This window comes from Bhargavaea ginsengi, assembly GCF_900109165.1.
Taxonomy (GTDB): Bacteria; Bacillota; Bacilli; order Bacillales_A; family Planococcaceae; genus Bhargavaea; species Bhargavaea ginsengi.
On sequence record NZ_FNZF01000001.1, the window covers coordinates 424091 to 439970 of the forward strand.

Genomic DNA, 15880 nt, shown 5'->3' on the forward strand with positions numbered 1-15880 from the left:
GAGCAGGCGTCACGAGTGTATAAAGAGGAGCCATGAAAGACCAGGCATCCCCCGCATAACAAAACCCGGAGCTGCGCTGGCTCCGGGCTTCATTATAATTCTGCACCTTTCAGCATCTGGTCGTAGAGTCCTCCGCTGCCGATCAGGTCCTGCTGCCTGCCGGATTCGGCAAGGCGCCCGTCCTGCATGACGAAGATCATGTCCGCTTTCCTCACCGTGTTCAGACGGTGGGCGATAATGAAGCTCGTGCGCCCTTCCATCAGGCGCTCAAGCGCTTCCTGAATCTTCATCTCAGTGACAGTATCGATCGAGGAAGTGGCCTCGTCCAATAGGAGAAGCACGGGATCGGCGACGAGCGCACGGGCGATGGAGAGAAGTTGTTTCTGCCCCTGGCTGATTTCCCCGCCATCTGCAGAAAGGATCGTTTCATATCCGTCCTCCAGCTTCATGATGAAGTCATGTGCATTGGCTTCCTTAGCCGCCGAAATCACTTCCTCATCAGACGCATCCAGACGGCCGTAGCGGATGTTTTCCATGACACTCGCCTCAAATAAAAATGGGTCCTGGAGGACAAATGCCGTCTGGCTTCTGAGCGTTTTTCTCGGAAGCTCGGTGATCGGAATGCCGTCGATCAAGATCTGGCCTTCATTGGGGTCATAGAAACGGGCCAGGAGCTGCATGACGGTCGTTTTTCCGGCTCCGGTCGCCCCGACAAATGCCGCGGCTTCGCCTGGGCGCACCCGAAAGCTTACCCCTTCAACCGTATAGTCGCCCTCACCGTATCCGAAAGCGACATTGCGGAACTCAACATCCCCCTTAAGGATCGTGTCCGATTGACCTGTCGCGTCGTCCCGCTCCGGTTCCTCGTCCATGATGGCAAACACACGCTCCGCTCCGGCTATGGCTGAGAGCACGGTGTTGAATTGGTTGGCGAGGTCATTGAGCGGCCGGGTGAACTGGCGGGCATACTCAGTAAAAATAACAATCGTTCCGATCGTGACCAGCCCATCACCTGTGAGTGCGAGGATGCCGCCGATGCCGGCAACAACCGCGAACGCCCCGTTGTTCAGGAAGTTCATCACTTTCGGGATGAACCCGGCATAAGTCAGTGCCCAGAAACCGGTCCTGCGGAGGCGCTCACTTTTCTCGGTGAATTCCTCCATAACACGGTCTTCCTGCGAGAAGGCTTTGACGATGCGCTGTCCGGAGATCGATTCCTCAATCATGCCGTTCATTTCACCGACTGCACGCTGCTGGGCTTTGTATAGCCGGCCGGTACGCTTCGTCACCCACCGGACAGCCGCAAACATGAGCGGAACAATCGTCATGGTGAGCACGGTGAGCAGCGGGCTCAGCGAAATCATGACGGCAAGTGTCCCGACAAGCGTCAGAATGCTCGAGAACACCTGGATAAAGGAGTTGTTCAATGTCTGGCTGACGTTCTCGATATCGTTTGTCATCCGGCTCATCAGTTCTCCATGCTGCCTGCGGTCGAAAAACTTCACCGGGAGCCGCTGGAAATGGCTGAACAGCCCGGTCCTCATCTTAAAGACCGCACGCTGGGAAATGCCGATCATCCAGAAACTCTGCAGGTACATCGCGACAGACAGTCCGGCGTAGACCGCAATCAGGATGATGACCATCCTTCCGAATCCGTCAAAGCGGCCCGCAACGATATACTCATCCACGATATGGCCGACCAGATAAGGCCCCAGTATGGACAGTCCCGAACTCAGGGCAACAAGTACGAGCACCGTGATGAGAAGCGCACGCTGCTCATCGACAAGACGCCAGATGCGCAGAAGCACATCCTTCCAATTGTTCGGACGCTCCCCCTTTTTTTCTTTCGGTTTCTTCAGGTCTTCCTTTGTGAGGATCGGCTCGTAACCGAACGGCCTTCTGATGAAATCAAACATCCCCGTTCACCTCCCCGGCATTCGTGCTCTGTGATTCGACGATCTGCCGGTACAGCTCCGACTGTGCAAGCAGTTCCTGATGCGTGCCATAGCCTGACACGCGGCCTTCGTCAAGAAGGAGGATCCGGTCGGCGCCTGCCGCGGTCCCCACTTTCTGCGTGACGACCAGCATCGTCGCCCGCTCTCCCTCAAGTGCTTCCCACAGGGCGTTCTCCGTCTTTACATCAAGCGCGGATGTGCTGTCATCCAGAATCAGGATTGACGGATGACGCACGAGCGCCCGGGCAATCGAGAGTCGCTGCTTCTGGCCTCCAGAAAGGTTGACCCCTTTCTGCCCGACCCGCGTCCCGTACTTTTCCGGGAAGCGCTCGACGGAGTCATGGATCTGGGCTTTCCGAGCCGCTTCCTCCAATTCATCCAACCCTGCTTCCGAATCCCCCCATCCGAGATTTTCATGGATCGAGCCGGTGAAGAGCATCGACTGCTGCGGAACATAGCCGATCGCATTGCGGAGATCCTTTAGCGGCCAATCCAGAATGTCCCGTCCGTCCAGCAGCACCCTGCCGGACGTCGGTTCGAAAAATCTCGGGATCAGGTTCAGCAATGTCGACTTGCCGGAGCCAGTGGCTCCCATGATCGCAAGCTTTTCCCCCGGCCTCACGTGGAAACTGATCCCGTGGAGGACGTCCTTTTCGGCGCCCTCATACGTAAAGGAGACGTTTTCGAAAAGGAGATCTCCGGCAGGCAGGCGTCCGCTCCCGCTCTCCTGCTCCTCGGTGCCGCCGTCGGCCAGAAGCACTTCTTCCATCCGCTCTGCGGATGCCTTGGCACGCGAGTACGCCACAATGATGAATGAGAACATCGAGAACGAGCCGGTCATCCGTAGCGCGTAGTTGACAATGGCCACCACTTCACCGACTTCCGCTCCGCCTCCCCGGACTTCCTGCGCGCCAAATCAGAGCACGGCCAGCAAACTGATGTTCATGACGAAGAGCAGAAGCGGCAATATCAGCTCCATCAGGCGTACGGCCGAAACCGTATCCGAACGGAGTGCGCCCGCCACTTTGGAGAACCGGGACGATTCATACGTCCCCCTCAAGTACGCTTTCACCAGGCGCACCGCCTGAAGGTTTTCCTGAACGACCCGGTTCACACGGTCCAGACGGCGCTGGACACGGCCGAACATCGCCACCCCTTTCCTTACCATGAAGACGAGGAAGATGACGAGGAACGGCACGCCGATCATGAGAAACAGTGCAAGCTTCGGATTCACGACAAAAGCCATGATGAGACTGCCTGCTGCGGCAAGCGGTGCCCGGAGCATAATCCTCAAACTCATATAAAGCACGTTCGACGTCATCGTGATGTCGCTTGTCATCCGCGTCAGAAGTCCCGACTGCGGAAAACGCAGGAATGTCGACATCGTGAACGACTGGATTTTCCTGAACATGGCAGCCCGCAGATCAAATGCGAAACTGTGTGCCGCATGCGCCGCGAAAAACGAGTTCGTGATCCCCGAAGCGAATGCTGCGAGCGCGAGGCCCATCATGACAGCCCCCCATGTCCAGACCGTTCCGGCATCTCCCGCGATAATACCGTCATCGATGATTTTTCCGATGACGAGCGGCTGGATCAGTTCGACCGCCAGCTCCACGAGCATGAGCAGGAGCGCGATGGCGATCGGCCATTTATAGGCTTTGGCATAAGAGAATACAGTTTTCAAAGTTTCACCCCAGATATCCTTCGCGTATCGAATCAACTGCTTCCTATTATGCCATATTCCTCCCTGACCGGATAGGCACAGGGAGAATTTTCAGTCGATTGGTATTGACAGGATATTACTCACATAGTATAGTGCATTACAACAGTAATGTACCTAGTCACCTGGAGGTGAGTCCATGCCGATCAATCCGGAAAGCGGCACCCCGATCTACCTGCAGATTGCGGACTGGATAGAAGACGGCATCCTGACCGGCCTCTTCCAAGAAGATGAAAAAGTCTTTTCCCAGTACCAGCTTGCCGAACAATACCGCATCAATCCAGCCACAGCCGCGAAAGGCCTGTCAATGCTGGCGGACCAGGGAATTCTTTATAAAAAGCGCGGACTCGGCATGTTCGTCTCCCCGGATGCCCGGAAAATCATTTTCACCAGGCGCTGGAACGGTGTCCTGCAGGAAAAGGTCCGGGATGCGATCACTGAGGCGCGTCTGCTGGGACTGACTGAAGTAGAGCTGATTACTATGATCAGGGAAGAAATGGGGGGAGAAAAATGATGGAAGTGACGTTTCAGCAGGTGGTCAGGCAGTATGGAAAAACAGAGGCGCTCAGCGGCCTGACGCTTAATCTGGACGGCGATAAAATCATCGGCATACTCGGTCGGAATGGAGCCGGAAAATCCACTGCACTGCAGATTGCGGCCGGCCACCTGAAACCATCCGGCGGTAAGGTGAGCATATTCGGTGAGAACCCGTTCAACTCGCTCTTCGCTTCGGCGAATACGCTCCTGGTCCATGAGGGGATGTCCTTTCCCCCGGCGCTCCGCCTCAATGCCATCCTCGGAGAGATGGAGCGTGCGTACCCCTCCTTCGACAAAAAGCTCGCACGGAGTCTTCTGGAACATTTCGGCATCCCGGATAATGCGTTTCATATCCAGCTCTCCAAAGGAATGAAAAACACGTTCAATATGGTAGCGGGGATTGCCGCGCGGACACCGCTTACGATGTTTGATGAACCGCTGAACGGAATGGATGCAGGAGTGAGGAGCGACCTGCTTCAGGTGCTCCTGAAAGATTACATCGCCCGCCCGAGGATGATTCTATTGTCGGGCCATCAGCTGGAGGGCATGGAAGATCTGTTCGAGGAAGTCGTCATCCTGCACCAAGGCCGTCTCCTTCACCATGGCAATGCCGACGAATTCAAAGAAGGCTTTGCCCGCATCAGCGGCCCTGCGTCCGAAGTGCGGCGGGCCGCGTCAAAGGTACAGGTGCTGGAGCTTCATGAAACACTGCCCGGCATGGCGGAGGCGATCATTATGGTCCAGCCGGGAACCACATTATTTATGAATGAAGGATCCGGGCTTAAGAGCACTTCCGTATCTCTCGGCGACGCCTATGTCGCCATGACCCGAAAGAAAGGAGGAATCGACCGTGTCTACGCTGACGCAACCGACAGCAGGTAACGCCGTAATAAATCAGTTCATGCGCAATCTGTTCGGCCGCTCCGGCATTTTGGGGTCGCTTCTGGCTCTGCAGGTCATTGGCATCGCCCTGTCCTTTTTCGGAGGCAACGGTTTCGGGACCAGTGACGGACAGATCTCCATTAACGTGGTCGATTACTCGGCCAATCCGGTCATCGGGCTGACACTCCTGTGGGCACTCATCTCCCCTCTTTACTTGAGCGGCCGCGACTCGCTGCAGACAGATCTCACATTTCCCGGAAGCCGGACAATACGGCACACCGGGAATGTCCTGTATCTTTCAGCGCTCGTGCTCGCAGGCTCACTCGTTGCAACACTTGCCCATATGGCTTCGGTATTATTTACCGTCATTTCTGACCGTCCGCTTATCATGCCGGAAGGCGGCACAGCCCACTATGCCTCGTTGTTTGCTGTTCTTACCGGCTACTGCCTTTTGCTTGCAGCGCTCAGCTATTTTGCAGGAACTTTATTCAGTGTTTCGCGCATTGCCGCCTTTGCCCTGTTTGCGCTGGTCATGATTTTACTCAGGGTGACAGCATTGAATGAACTGCTTGCCGCCATCATCCGGTTTGCCGGAGAGGGTCCGGCATCGATGATCCTTCTCATATGCCTTCTGATTTCCGCGTTCCTCTTCCTGGCAGCGATGGCCGCCGGAAGCCGGCAGGAGGTGAGAGCATGATCGGACTTGCCGTTTTGCCCGTCATGCTTCTCATCCTGTTCCTGATTTTGGCGTTCCGGTGGCGGTACCCCGTCGCAGAAGGCCGGACGGTCCTCAGGCTGTTCGGCGCACTGATTGCCATTCTTGCCGTTCTCGCAGTGGTGGCGCAATTTGTCCGTCCCGAAGCGGACAGCTTTCCTTATGTCGGTGAGGATGCCGCCGGCGAACTGGATGACATCTATGGAAAAGTGATCATCGATGAAAATCCGGATGCGGTACCTGAAGATCAGATTCTCATCCGGAAGACGTTCAAAATTGGAGACGGAACCCTGACGCTCCGCACCATAGAAACGGCGGATGAGATGTCCTATATCCAGGCAGTCATACGGTCCCACAAATCGGAAGATGCAAGTCTCACCATTTTCCGACCCGCATTGATCGCGAACGGGTATGATTTAACGGATGTCCTTCCCCTCCCCGAGGCGGACATTTCTCCGGATGGACAGATTCTCACGCTTGGCTCTCCGCTTCTTGAGTTGACCATCAATCAGATCAGCGGACCGGACCTTCCGCCCTTCTCAAAAAATGACGGCTACTCCAGCTATCACAGGTTGCCGATTTATCTGATCACGATTCCTGAAGGCACCGAAGTAAAGACAGAAGGCCCGATCGACCTAATCGAAATCTGAGAAGCCCTCCCCCTGCACCGGTGCAGGGGGAGGGCTCATTGTTTACTCCGGCCATCACATTGTCTTCGGAGGCTCCGCCTCGACCTTGGACGCTTTGCTGCCTGCGACTGACAGCCAGACGACGCCAATCAGCATGACAGCCGTTCCGGCGAACTGCCACTGCCCAAGCAGCTGGCCGAACCAGAAGATAGAGACAACCATGGCCGTCAACGGTTCGAAGCTGGAAAGGACGCTTGTTTCGACCGGCGAGATATATTTCGTACTGCCGAGCAGCATGATAAATCCGGCCGTCGCAAACACGATAATCATGAGAATCATGACTAGCGCAATAGGATCGAAAAGTAGCGGGATCATCCGGAATACGGCAAGCGGCTGTGTGAAGAACAGGCCCGTCCCCCCGATCACCATGGCCCAGGAGACTATCTGGATAACCCCGTATTCATGCATGAGACGTGCGGGATATAGTGTGTAGAATGCAAACGTGAATCCCAGGGTCACCCCCCAGGCGAGCGCTGATCTGGACACTTCGAGTGAAGACAGGGAACCGTTTGTCAGCAGCAGGACGAGCCCCGCGAGCGTCACTGTGATACCGAGAACCTGGTAGACCGGCGGCCATCTTCTTTGGCTGAATGTGACGAAGGCAATCACGAAGATCGGTGCCAGGAACTGCAGAAGTGTCGCGATGACCGCGTTGCTCTCCTCGATCGTCTTCAGGAAGGTGTATTGGACGCCAAGCATTCCAACAATGCCAAAGATGACGAGCTGACGCGCCCAAGCTTTCTGACGCCATACAAGACCGATCCTTTTTCCTTGTGATCGTAAAATCAGGAGGAGCACCGCACCGGCGAGCAGCAGGCGCAACACGATGAACGGGGCGACCTCGATCGGCCTCTCCGCGAGCAGCCACTCCATCATCGGACCGGTCGCCCCCCATAGCATTGCCCCGATCACGATCATGGCTATTCCTTTTATGCGTTGCATCCGCGGCCCTCCTTCCATTTTTCATGATTCGTTTTCGGCTTCATTTATTCTACACAAAATCCATATATGCGAAAGACTTATATGTTTCTCTTCCCTCTCTGGACTCATTTCGTCCCCAAAGACCCGGACTTTTGCAGGAAAATGCCGGAAAAAGGATGCCTCTTCGTGCGGTATCCTGTATATTGGATGAAAATAACCTGCTATTCAGGAGGTCGGAGCGTGTTGAAGGACAACCATCAGCTTGAGGAAAGCACAGCCACTTTTCCGCAGGAAAGCGCCTATGAAAGCCTGCTCGGAGGTCTGGACAAGAAATTCATGATCTACAAGATCGATGCGGAAGGACTCATTCTGGAAGCCAATACCAGATTTCTTGATAAAAGCGGTTGGACACCGAAACGCGTACTCGGAAAGCCCTTTCGCCTGATGTTCCCGGATACACGCGACGGCAAGGCAGAGGTTTTGAAAATCTGGCGCCGGATCCGGGCCGGCCGGCCTTGGCAAGGTGATGTGGAACAGGTCACGAAAGACGGCAGCCCCTACCATGTCATGCTGACTGCTCTGCCCGTCTTCTCGAACGGCAGCCTTCTTTATACAATCATGCTGGGGACGGACCGGACGGAAGAAAGAGAAGTCCAGAGAAAGCTTGAAGAAATTGCCTATATCGACCCCGATACCGGTCTCATGAACCGCCATAAGCTATCGGATGAGGCGGAACGACTCATCTCGGAAGACCGGCACTTTACTTTTGTTTACCTTTCCATCGAAAACTTCCATACCCTCATCGAACCGGGCGACCAGGATGCGGAAAAGCGTATTCTGCAGGAATTTGTCCGCAGCATGAAGATTTATTTCCGAAATAGCCTGTTCGCCCGGATTGGCATGAATGAATTTGCTGTCCTTACCCCACTCGGAAGCTGGTTTGCAGAAGGGTTCCTGAGCTTCCTGGATGAGCATCCGATCCGCTCGGAACTGACAGGTCTCCAAGTACGTGTGAGCGGAGGCATCGCAAAGTTCCCTGATGATCAGCAATCGTTCAAGCATCTTCTGAGCGCTTCATCGATGGCGCGCCACCGTGTCCGGATGGAAGGCGGCGGCCTGATCGCTTCCCTGCCAAAATCCGAGCAGCGCGCCGTTGCCCGGAAGCTACGTATCGAGCAAAAGCTTCCCCAGGCGCTCAGGGAAAAGACGATTAAACCCGTTTTCCAGCCCCAGGTTGATATGAAAACCGGCAAAATCATCGCTGCTGAAGCCCTCGTACGATGGGAGGACCGGGATCTGGGTACCGTGAGTCCGGCTGAACTGATTCCGGTCGCGGAAGACTGCGGATTGATCGGCGCACTCGGAGAGCTCATGATTGAAGCGGCCTGCCGGCAGGCCGTCGCCTGGCAGCAGGAAGGGTTCAGTGTCCGTGTCAGCTGTAACTCGTCTGTCCGGGAATTCCGAAATGGCGGCATGACTTCGAGGGTCCGGGATATCCTGGATCGGACCGGCTGCCCATCCTCCCTGCTGGAACTCGAAATCACCGAACGCTTCGCCTTTGAAGCCGAAGCCGAGGAGGCCATTATGCATCAGCTTAAGGCTTTGCAGCAGGAAGGCATCTCATTGGCACTGGATGATTTCGGGACAGGTTCAGCCTCTTTCCGCTATATGCAGACCGTTCCCCTCTCCAAAATCAAGATCGGACAAGAGTTCATCGCCTCCTTCCCGACCAACGAACAGGTCGGCAGAATTGTCGATGGCCTGGTCCATTTCGGACATTCCCTCGGGATGATTGTCGTTGCCGAAGGCGTCGAGGATGAAATGGTGTGGAAAGCACTTGATAGAAGTGGCTGTGATGCAGTACAGGGCTTTTTCACCGGACGGCCGATGACCGCCGCCCAGCTGACAGAGCAACTGCAGGCCCGGCGATAACCCAACAATATTTAAAACCGCCTCCGGATTTTTCCGGGGCGGTTTTCTACTTTTCTGTGGACTTCTTTTTGAAGATCATCTGAATGATCACTTCCGCAAACACCAGGCCCATCGCGATCGAGCCTGAGATCATCAGGACTTCCATCGCGTAGACAGTAGCAGCATCATAACTTTTCTCCATGACATTGCGCATTGTATTATAGGCCGTCCCGCCCGGAACAAGCGGAATGATTCCGGCGACACTAAAGATGATCATGGGGGTCCGGTACCATTTGGAAAACAGATGGGCGACAACCGCGACTGCAAATGCCCCAAGGAAAGATGCTTTAACCGCATCCCCTTCAAGCAGCAGGTCCCGTGAGGCGAGGAATACCAGCCATCCGACCGCTCCGACGAATCCACAATGCAGCAGCCGTTTCCTTGGAGAGTTGAAGATGACGCCGAACATCGCTGATGCGAGAAAGCTGAACACTCCATGGATCACGTAAGTCACATCCCCACCCCCTGGAGCGATAGGATCAGCGCAATGCCGGAACCGATCGCAAAAGCGGTAAGGAACGCTTCCGCGCCTTTCGAGATACCGGCCATGAAGTGGCCGGCCATCAGATCACGGATTGCGTTCGTGATGAGGAGACCCGGCACGAGCGGCATGACCGAAGCAATTACGATGATATCCAGCTGGCTACCGAGTCCCGCGCTGACCGTCGCCAGTGAGATCAGGCCGATCACAGCGGAGCCTGTGAATTCCGAGAAGAACTTCACCCGTGTCCGCTCATGGAACTTTTCGGATATCGCAAAGCCGATGCCTCCCGCGACAAAAGCGAAAGGCATGTTCTCCCAATCTCCCCCGAAGAGGATGAGAAAGCTTGCACTTGCAACAGCCGCCGCCAGCACCTGTAGCCAGAACGGAAACATGAAGTTGCCGCGTTCCACCTTCTTCAGTTCCGCATATGCCTGCTCCAGCGTCATCTCTTTTGATGTCAGCGAACGGGAGATGGCATTGACGCGGGCGATCTTCTCCAGGTCCGTGGCGCGCTTCCGGATGCTGGTCAGTTTTACCCGTCGATGCCCTCCCGGGGAGAAGATGATCCCGGTTGAGGTGGTGAACGAGTCGGCCCCCTCCATATCAAGCGTCGCGGCCATCCTGGTCATCGTATCATCAACGCGGTATGTTTCCGCCCCTGCTTCCATCATGAGCCTGCCCGCAAGCAGGCAGGCATCGATCCCCATCTCTTCCCTTGCATCGTCCATTCGCTCACCGCCGTCCGTTCCGATTCATTGAATTTCATCGTAGCGGAAACGGCCCGAAAACTCAACGACAGCGTTAGTCCTCAGAAGAACCGAGGCGGCTAAAATCATCAAGCGAGTACGCGGTCACTCCTTCGGGCGACACCGTAAATGCTGTATTGCCCGAGTATAAGATCCTGAGGATCCTCTCTTCGTAAACCGGATATCCCTGGGCGACCCCTTTGTCAGAAACAAGATTAGCCTTGAGGCGGATTCCGTTTTCGGGAGTGATTTCATAGATCATCGCGCCGCTTCCCTCATAGCGGACTTCCTCGCTTGCCGCGCTGCCCTCATAGAGGTAAACCGGGAATCCGTACAGGCCGAGTTCCCTATGTTCAAAAAGCGCCTTGTGGTCGTACTGCAACTCCGATTCGGTCCCCCTGCCCCCGATGATTTCCACCGCAATTTCCTTCGGCGAGGTCATATCCGATACATCAAACAAGGAGATTTTCATCCCCGCGTTCAGCAACCGTGGCTCCGGGCCATCCCCCTTGACGCTGACGATCTCCTGACCGAAACCGATAAGGTGGCGGTCACCAAGCGGGTGAAGGTAATTGCTGAAGCCCGGAATTTTCAGTTCACCGAGCACAGCCGGCGCGGCAGGGTCCGACAGATCGATTGCAAACAGCGGGTCCGTCTCGCGGAATGTCACGACATATGCGCGGTCCCCCATGAACCGGGCGGAATAGATCCGTTCGCCTTTTGCCAGGCCCGTGACCGATCCGGTTTCGTTCAGTTCCGGATCAAGGACATAAACCGCTGATTCGGAAGGACTCCGTTCATCCCACATGTTGCCGTTGGTGACGGCGATACGGAAGTGACCCTCATGCTCATCCATCGAAAATTGATTAAGCGGAGTGCCCGGCACTTCCCCGGATGCAGCAAATGTGACATTTGTTCCATCCAGCGCATACTTGAAGATTTTTGTTTTTGATCCGGTTGCTTTTAAGCCGTCTTCCTGAAACAGCTGTGCCTGGTGTTCCGAAGATGCAAGATATAAGTTTTCCGTGGACATGTACACACCGCCGCCGCTTCCGATGAACCCTTCCGACTCAATAGATGCATCGGGCCCCCCATCAAGATCAATGGCCGTAATGATCGTATAGGAATCACCGGCCGGCCCCGGAAGAATGGTGATCAAATCCGTATCCATCGGTCCGTCTGAATCTTTATTTGCGCTGTCATACCGGTAAGGGCGTATATCTCCTTCATTCTCCATCCCCCGGTAAAACGGTGTCATCGAAGTGATGAGATAGAGGATATTCCCGTTCAACCTGGAAGAGACATGCCAGCCTTCATTGCCTGCTTCCCGGACCAGCCTCGGTTCTGCAGGATTGCTGACGTCATAGAGCCTGAGGGTAACCGCGCTGCTGCCGGTCGGCATGATGTCCGCCGGCCCTCCTGCTTTTCGGTATTCAGGATCATACTGGAACCGATTTCCGATCACTGCCAGGATATCTCCGGAGAGATATAGCTCGATCGGCTGCAATCCTTCCTCCCCCTGGAGGGTGGCGATGTGCTCAGGCTTTCCGCCTTTTCTGATGTCATAGACTTTTACAGGCATTCCGTCGGCAGTCGAATACAGATAGTCACCGTCCGTCTTGACGATGTCCCCCTCATCTACACCCGATACCTGGTTGTTTGTCATTGAATGTCCGGCGCCCCCAGCCGGTCCCGCGGCGCTGTCCTCTGTTGTCGCGGTTTCTTCTCCGGGGTTGCTTTCCCTGTAAAGCTCCATTTCCCGCTCCTGCCTGGCGGCGATCTTCTGGAAATGTTCCTCAAGTTCCTCAAGTGAACCGACAGGCGCGATGTCCTCCCTGACCGTGAACGGAATCTTTTCCTCCCCAGACTGCGACATCTTTCCGAAAGCTTTCCCGGAAACATGGAGAATGTAACGTCCCGGCACAAGTCCGCCAACTTCCAGCTGACGGCCAGTCAGCTTCATTTCCGCATCCGCGGAATTTCCGTCTTCGTCCGTGAGTTTCAGCGCTCCGCTATCAGCGGCATCCTGCGCAAGATCGGCAGTGAACGCCGCCCGCCACAGATCTCCGCTGACCACGCTTGCATCCGCATGCACCTCCGGCGTCTCCCGGCTTGCCGCGTTGATTGCGGCAATCCCGGCAATGACCAGCAACGCCGCGAGCCCGAGCCATATCGCCTTCTTCCCCTTCTGCATCAGGACCCCTCCCTTTTCTGATTAGTCTTTAGATTGATGCAAAGGGTTACATCCTCCGTTCATTTATAAAGTTGGTATCACATACTATAAAAATAATCTGGCAATATGAATCTTCTTCGTCTACATTGGAATTGGGGATGTTCAACAACTTTCGACAAGGGGGAAAGAACTTTGAAAACATTAACGAGAATCTCAAACACGCTCATGGAACGGTTTCTGCCGGATCCGTACATCTTTGTCGCAGTCCTGACATTGGTTGTGTTTCTGCTCGGGTTGGGTCTTACAGATACAGGGCCTATCGAGATGGTCGATTATTGGGGAGACGGGTTCTGGGGGCTTCTGGCCTTCGCCATGCAAATGGTTATTGTATTGGTCGCGGGCCACGTTCTGGCCAATAGCCCGTTCTTCAAGCGACTGCTCAGTTCTCTAGCAGGACTTGCTAAATCACCGGGAGCCGCCATACTCCTCGTATCGGTCGTCTCCATCATCGCAAGCTGGATCAACTGGGGATTCGGATTGGTCATCGGCGCCCTGTTTGCGAAGGAAATCGCAAAAAAAGTGACAAATGTCGATTACCGCCTGCTTGTGGCAAGCGCCTATGCGGGATTTGTCGTCTGGCACGGCGGACTCGGCGGATCCATACCATTGTCGATTGCGACGCCGGACCATCCGTTTGCCGGACAAATGGGCGTTATTTCAACAACGGAAACAATATTTACAACTTATAATCTGTTTATCGTTCTCGTCTTGTTCATTACCATTCCGCTTCTGAACCGTTGGATGATGCCGAAGCCTGAAGATACCGTGACAGTCGATCCGGCCAAACTTGAAGAGCCCATTGAAGTGGAAGAGCCGGCCGAGAAGACACCTGCCTCCCGTTTGGAAGACAGCATGATCCTGTCGATGCTGATCGGCGCGCTCGGACTCATTTATCTGGTCCATCACTTTGTGCGGAACGGATTCGACCTGAATCTGAACATCGTGAATCTGATTTTCCTGATCCTCGGCATCATTCTTCACGGAACACCGCGCCGTTTCCTCGCCGCTGTAGCAAATGCGGTGAAAACTGCCGGCGGAATCATCATCCAGTTCCCGTTTTACGCGGGCATCATGGGGATGATGACTTCCTCCGGACTTGCCGGTGTCATCTCGGATGCCTTCGTGTCCATCTCGAATGAGCATACGTTCCCGCTGTTCTCATTCTATGCGGCAGGCATCGTCAATTTCTTTGTGCCATCCGGCGGCGGCCAATGGGCTGTACAGGCTCCGATCATGCTGGACGCCGCGCAGGCGCTTGGAGTGGACTATGCAAAGACAGCCATGAGCATCGCCTGGGGAGATGCCTGGACAAACTTGATCCAGCCATTCTGGGCGCTTCCCGCACTTGCCATCGCCGGCCTGAAGGCAAAAGATATTATGGGTTACTGTGTGTTTGTACTGGTCCTGTCCGGGATTGTCATCTCCATCGGGCTTTATTTCTTCTAAAAAATATATGATCCCGAACGACGCCTGCCGGTAAGACCGGTCGGGCGTCGTTTGTGTTTATATTCATGATTAGCGTGACACAGAGCAACTAGCGTGGGGCTGTCCGAAAAGTGTATTACCAGCAAAAAACAAACAGCAGTGGCTCTGGTCGCTTTCCGCGGGCGTTGCCTTAGCCTCCTCGGACTCCGTCCTGCGGGGTCTTCGGCTAACGCTATTCCCGCAGGAGTCTCCCGACGCCACTGCTGTTTGCCATAGATACAAGAATTTAATTACTTATTGGACAGTCCCAAACGAACGTACGACGCACTCCAACATTTCTGAACAATTATGTGCGTCTGTGCCGCTCGCACAAGCAAAGCCCCGCCGGCTTGGGCGGGGCTTAATACGTTATTCAGCAGAATCCCATGCGGGAAGCATGTTGTTAAGCGGTTTGTCTTGCCTGTATCCGAGCACGTAATCTGCCTGCATGATCGTATGGATTTCCCGGGTGCCTTCGTAGATGACGGGCGCTTTGGAGTTTCGCAGGAACCGGGCGACCGGGTAGTCATCAGAGTAGCCGTAAGCACCGTGGATCTGGAAGGCGTCGTCCGCCGCTTTGTTGGCGAAGTCGCACGCCTGCCATTTGGCAAGTGACGTTTCTCGGGTGTTCCGGACGCCGCTGTTTTTCAGTTCGCCCGCCCTGTATACAAGCAGCCGGCTCATCTGGTATCCGGCCTCCATGTTGGCGATCATCTGCTGGACCAACTGATGCTTTCCGATCGGCTTGCCAAAGGTTTCCCGTTCATGGCAGTATTTCACGCTTGCTTCGAGGCAGGCCTGGATCAGCCCGACCGCTCCCGCTGCGACAGTGAAGCGCCCGTTATCGAGTGAGGCCATCGCGATTTTGAAGCCTTCGCCTTCTTCGCCGAGACGGTTCTCCGCCGGCACCCGGACGTTCTCAAAGAATAATTCGCCTGTGTTCCCGGCGCGGATGCCATATTTATTCTTGATCGCTTTTGAAGAAAATCCGGGCATCGTGCGCTCGACGATGAATGCGGTGATGCCGTGGTGTCTTTTCGACTTGTCTGTATAAGCAAAGACGAGGAAATGGTCTGCCTGGTCACAAAGAGAAATCCATGTCTTCTGACCGTTCAGCACGTAGTGGCCGCCGTCACGCACGGCGGTAGTCGACATCGCCGCTACGTCTGACCCGGCGCCGGGTTCGGTCAGCCCGAACGCGCCGATTTTCTCTCCCTTCGCCTGCGGGACGAGGTATTTCTGTTTTTGCTCCTCGTTCCCCCATTGCAGAAGCGACATTGAATTCAGACCGGTGTGGACCGATACGGCGGTACGGAATGCCGTGTCGCCGCGCTCCAATTCCTCGCACAAGATCGCTAGGGAATTGTAGTCCATCCCGCTGCCTCCGTATTTTTCCGGGATGCAGACACCCATAAATCCTAGCTCGGCAAGGCGCTTCCATATCGCCGGATCAAACCCGCCCTCTGAATCCCACTTGGCGATGTTCGGCATGATTTCATCATCCGTGAACTTGCGAGCAGTTTTCCGCAGCATCTCCTGCTCATCAGTGAACCGGAAATCCAT

General features: G+C 55.1%; 12 protein-coding genes and 1 pseudogene. 6 read left to right on the plus strand and 7 right to left on the minus strand.

Annotated elements, in window-relative coordinates:
- Positions 1-92: 92 nt before the first annotated feature.
- Entirely contained in the window at positions 93-1916 is a 1824-nt protein-coding gene (locus BMX91_RS02040; RefSeq protein WP_092049347.1) for an ABC transporter ATP-binding protein, read from the minus strand.
- Positions 1909-3639 (minus strand): annotated as a pseudogene (locus BMX91_RS02045) (ABC transporter ATP-binding protein). Before BMX91_RS02045 ends, BMX91_RS02040 begins: the two are co-directional and overlap by 8 nt.
- Before the next feature lie 175 nt (positions 3640-3814).
- On the opposite strand from BMX91_RS02045, the gene BMX91_RS02050 reads away from it, so the two are divergent.
- From BMX91_RS02050 to BMX91_RS02065, 4 genes are read left to right on the plus strand one after another with little or no spacing between them, the layout of a single operon-like run.
- Positions 3815-4189: a GntR family transcriptional regulator gene (locus BMX91_RS02050; RefSeq protein ID WP_092049349.1), complete on the plus strand. Its 375-nt coding sequence runs from the start codon at positions 3815-3817 to the stop codon at positions 4187-4189.
- A complete protein-coding gene (locus BMX91_RS02055; RefSeq protein WP_177168227.1) occupies positions 4189-5094 on the plus strand; it encodes an ATP-binding cassette domain-containing protein in 906 nt (301 codons plus the stop codon). Before BMX91_RS02050 ends, BMX91_RS02055 begins: the two co-directional genes overlap by 1 nt.
- The gene (locus tag BMX91_RS02060; protein ID WP_092049353.1) at positions 5063-5791 is read left to right on the plus strand and encodes a hypothetical protein; all 729 of its coding nucleotides are present in this window, start codon (positions 5063-5065) and stop codon (positions 5789-5791) included. The genes BMX91_RS02055 and BMX91_RS02060 overlap by 32 nt, the downstream gene beginning before the upstream one ends.
- Entirely contained in the window at positions 5788-6459 is a 672-nt protein-coding gene (locus tag BMX91_RS02065) for a hypothetical protein (RefSeq protein ID WP_092049355.1), read from the plus strand. The genes BMX91_RS02060 and BMX91_RS02065 overlap by 4 nt, the downstream gene beginning before the upstream one ends.
- 54 nt (positions 6460-6513) lie before the next feature.
- Here the strand turns inward: BMX91_RS02065 and BMX91_RS02070 are convergent, their stop codons facing one another.
- Positions 6514-7440 (minus strand): DMT family transporter, encoded by a 927-nt coding sequence (locus tag BMX91_RS02070; protein ID WP_092049357.1) that lies wholly within the window; start codon positions 7438-7440, stop codon positions 6514-6516.
- A 219-nt stretch (positions 7441-7659) separates the two neighbouring features.
- Between BMX91_RS02070 and BMX91_RS02075 the strand changes: the two genes are divergently transcribed.
- On the plus strand, positions 7660-9351 hold the full coding sequence (locus tag BMX91_RS02075; protein WP_245744202.1) for a putative bifunctional diguanylate cyclase/phosphodiesterase: 1692 nt from the start codon (positions 7660-7662) through the stop codon (positions 9349-9351).
- Between the two features lie 46 nt (positions 9352-9397).
- Here the strand turns inward: BMX91_RS02075 and BMX91_RS02080 are convergent, their stop codons facing one another.
- The 3 genes from BMX91_RS02080 to BMX91_RS02090 all read right to left on the minus strand — a co-directional run bounded on the left by BMX91_RS02080 (position 9398) and on the right by BMX91_RS02090 (position 12814).
- Positions 9398-9844, minus strand: a complete 447-nt coding sequence (locus BMX91_RS02080; protein ID WP_092049363.1) for a threonine/serine exporter family protein — start codon at positions 9842-9844, stop codon at positions 9398-9400.
- Positions 9841-10602: a threonine/serine exporter family protein gene (locus tag BMX91_RS02085; protein ID WP_092049366.1), complete on the minus strand. Its 762-nt coding sequence runs from the start codon at positions 10600-10602 to the stop codon at positions 9841-9843. Before BMX91_RS02085 ends, BMX91_RS02080 begins: the two co-directional genes overlap by 4 nt.
- A gap of 73 nt (positions 10603-10675) precedes the next feature.
- Positions 10676-12814: a beta-propeller domain-containing protein gene (locus BMX91_RS02090; protein ID WP_092049368.1), complete on the minus strand. Its 2139-nt coding sequence runs from the start codon at positions 12812-12814 to the stop codon at positions 10676-10678.
- Positions 12815-12985: 171 nt separating this feature from the next.
- On the opposite strand from BMX91_RS02090, the gene BMX91_RS02095 reads away from it, so the two are divergent.
- Complete coding sequence (locus tag BMX91_RS02095; protein WP_092049371.1) at positions 12986-14299, plus strand: short-chain fatty acid transporter; 1314 nt, start codon at positions 12986-12988, stop codon at positions 14297-14299.
- Positions 14300-14686: 387 nt separating this feature from the next.
- Here the strand turns inward: BMX91_RS02095 and BMX91_RS02100 are convergent, their stop codons facing one another.
- Positions 14687-15880, minus strand: a complete 1194-nt coding sequence (locus BMX91_RS02100; RefSeq protein ID WP_092049374.1) for an acyl-CoA dehydrogenase family protein — start codon at positions 15878-15880, stop codon at positions 14687-14689.

What these genes read in the sequence shown, in the direction of transcription:
- BMX91_RS02040 (WP_092049347.1), bottom strand. Translation starts at nt 1,916, where the DNA reads ATGTTTGATTTCATCAGAAGGCCGTTCGGTTACGAGCCGATCCTCACA.
- BMX91_RS02085 (WP_092049366.1), bottom strand. Translation starts at nt 10,602, where the DNA reads ATGGACGATGCAAGGGAAGAGATGGGGATCGATGCCTGCCTGCTTGCG.
- BMX91_RS02070 (WP_092049357.1), bottom strand. Translation starts at nt 7,440, where the DNA reads ATGCAACGCATAAAAGGAATAGCCATGATCGTGATCGGGGCAATGCTA.
- BMX91_RS02065 (WP_092049355.1), top strand. Translation starts at nt 5,788, where the DNA reads ATGATCGGACTTGCCGTTTTGCCCGTCATGCTTCTCATCCTGTTCCTG.
- BMX91_RS02090 (WP_092049368.1), bottom strand. Translation starts at nt 12,814, where the DNA reads ATGCAGAAGGGGAAGAAGGCGATATGGCTCGGGCTCGCGGCGTTGCTG.
- BMX91_RS02100 (WP_092049374.1), bottom strand. Translation starts at nt 15,880, where the DNA reads ATGGATTTCCGGTTCACTGATGAGCAGGAGATGCTGCGGAAAACTGCT.
- BMX91_RS02055 (WP_177168227.1), top strand. Translation starts at nt 4,189, where the DNA reads ATGGAAGTGACGTTTCAGCAGGTGGTCAGGCAGTATGGAAAAACAGAG.
- BMX91_RS02050 (WP_092049349.1), top strand. Translation starts at nt 3,815, where the DNA reads ATGCCGATCAATCCGGAAAGCGGCACCCCGATCTACCTGCAGATTGCG.